The sequence below is a fragment of the Streptomyces sp. SID3343 genome (assembly GCF_009865215.1).
Classification (GTDB): Bacteria; Actinomycetota; Actinomycetes; order Streptomycetales; family Streptomycetaceae; genus Embleya.
The window spans coordinates 1-2,180 of sequence record NZ_WWJX01000196.1 but is presented as its reverse complement, the minus strand read 5'-3'; the positions used below and the strand labels follow the sequence as shown (position 1 = coordinate 2,180).

At 71.3% G+C, this 2,180-nt stretch carries 2 protein-coding genes; one reads left to right on the top strand and one right to left on the bottom strand.

All coding sequences use genetic code 11. The annotated features are described in order from the left end of the window. Positions 1-17: 17 nt before the first annotated feature. The gene (locus GT354_RS07365) at positions 18-1,238 is read right to left on the bottom strand and encodes an MFS transporter (RefSeq protein WP_161355444.1); all 1,221 of its coding nucleotides are present in this window, start codon (positions 1,236-1,238) and stop codon (positions 18-20) included. Between the two features lie 695 nt (positions 1,239-1,933). On the opposite strand from GT354_RS07365, the gene GT354_RS07360 reads away from it, so the two are divergent. Further along, a complete protein-coding gene (locus GT354_RS07360) occupies positions 1,934-2,167 on the top strand; it encodes a DUF2795 domain-containing protein (RefSeq protein ID WP_161355443.1) in 234 nt (77 codons plus the stop codon). Positions 2,168-2,180: the final 13 nt, after the last annotated feature.

Sequence of the window (2,180 nt, the reverse complement as noted above, 5' to 3'; positions counted from 1 at the left end):
GTGGCCGTTCGGGGGTGTCAGGCCGGTTCGAGCGCGGGGACGGCCGGCCCGGAGCGGACCGCGCGAGCGGTACGCCGTCCGTGGCTCAGCCCGGCGACGGCGATGGCTCCGGCGATCAGCAGGCCGCCGAGAACCAAGGCACCGCGCGCACCGGCGAATTGCAGCAGCAGACCCAACACGGGAGGCCCGAGCAGGCGCCAACCGGTGCTGACCGTTTCCCACACCCCGAGCACGCGACCACGCATGTGTTCGGGCGGGTCGGTTTGCAGGATGGCGGTGGTCGCGGTGTCGGACACGGATTCCACCAGGGCCATCGGAACCACGAAGAGCATCAGCAGGAACAGGCTCGGCGTAAGACCGGCCGCGACCTGAAGCAGTCCGCCCGACGCCGCCGTGATCGCGACCATGCGCACCGACGGTCGGCGCAACCGGCCGGCGAGCACCGCGCCGGCCATCCCGCCGACCGCCAACATCGTGGAGACCATGCCGAACGCGCCGGATCCGGCCGCGAGCGGCCCGGTGACCAGGACCGCGAGAGTCAGGCTGTAGTTGCGGCCGAACGTCGACCCCAGAGCGCAGAGCGCCGCGAGCGCGACCAGGCGCGGACGGCGGGCGAAGAAGGCCAGTCCCTCGCGACCGGAGCCGCGGTCTCGATCGGGACCGACGTCGGCCGGCGCGGCCCGCCGCGAGCTGCGCATCGGCTTCAGGAACGGGATGACGGCGGTCACGAACAGGAAGGACAGCCCGTTCGCCCCGTAGGCGGCGCCCATGCCGAAGAAGGCGACCGCGACCCCCGCCAGCGCGGTCCCGGCCAGCCGCCCGACGCTGTGCACCACGGCCCCGAGGGCTATCGCGGACGGTATGTCCTCACGGGGCACCAGGTCGTTGCCCAAGAGCGCGCAAGCGGGCCCGTCCACCGTGGCGATCAGGCCGGTGACCGCCGCCAGGGCCATCAACACCGGCATGCTCAGCAGGTCGAACGCCACCAGCACGGCCGTCGCGAAGGCGACCCCCGCGAGGGCGGCCTGGCTCACGGCCGCGGTGACCTTGCGCGGCCACGCGTCCACCATCCGGCCTCCGGTCACCCCGAACAGCAAGCCCGGCGCGGCCTGAACCGACAGCGACAGACCGGTCGCCGCAGCGGATCCGGTGAGTTGGAGCACGAGCAGGTTCTGCACCGTGAGCTGCATCCAGGTGCCGAGGTTGGAGACGAGGTTGGCGACGGACCACCACCGCATGCCGCTGTGCCGAAGACAGCGCCACGGGGAGCGGTTTCCCGCGCCTCGACGCGGGCGGCGCGGGCGAAGGCGCGACAGACGGTCGGCCCTGGCGCGGACCGGCGCGACGGTGGCAGTGGCCGAGTCCCCCTCGGGTCGCGCGGCAGCGATGGTGGTGGTGGTGACGGACAAGAGTGGGACCCTGATCGCTCGTACGGAAGATCCGCTCGACGGCGGGGCCGTCCCACACCGGCCGCGGTGACACCGGCGACCGGGGACGACCCGGGTCGCTCCGAAACAGGGCAAACCCCCGACCGGGCGGACCGCCCCCGGTCGGGGGTCCTCGGATCTGTACCGGCCATCGCACTGACAGCGCGACGCCGGGGTGAGCGTCAAGTCTCACAAACGCAGGGAACCGCTTGCGCACGCATGCGGACGAAGCGTCACGGAGAGCAGTAAAAAGCGCATTCTGCGGTGTTTTCAGGGCTGAAAAGTGACCATGAACACAGCTTGAAGACGCTCGGTACGGGGTAACTCCACTCGCTCGCGTGAGAGCTTGCCAAATCCGCGTATTGTAGGACATAAGACATGAAACGCGCCACCCACTCGGTCGAGATTCGGTCGACGGCCGGCACCGAGGCGCCCGGTTGGTCCGTCCGGCCGACGGCCCGCCGCTTCCCGAGTGGACGAACGGCGCTCCCGAGATGGGAGGAGCCATGCTCACGAGTATCGGCCGGTCGGTGGTGGAACCCCTGGCCGTGCAGTGCGCGCTGTGGGGAGTCACCTTCCCCGCCCACCCGGACGCGCTGGCAGCGGTGGCGATCGACAACGGTGCGGAGCCGGCTGTGGCCCGGGCACTGGCCGCCCTGCCGGAGCGTTCGTACGAAGGGCCCAATCAGGTGTGCATGGCCCTGTGCGGACGCCACGCGGCGATGGAACCCGGCCTGTAGGTCGGCGGGCGAC

Bases quoted from the DNA above. Each gene is read 5' to 3' on its own strand.
- GT354_RS07365 (WP_161355444.1), bottom strand. From the start codon at position 1,238: ATGCGGTGGTGGTCCGTCGCCAACCTCGTCTCCAACCTCGGCACCTGG.
- GT354_RS07360 (WP_161355443.1), top strand. From the start codon at position 1,934: ATGCTCACGAGTATCGGCCGGTCGGTGGTGGAACCCCTGGCCGTGCAG.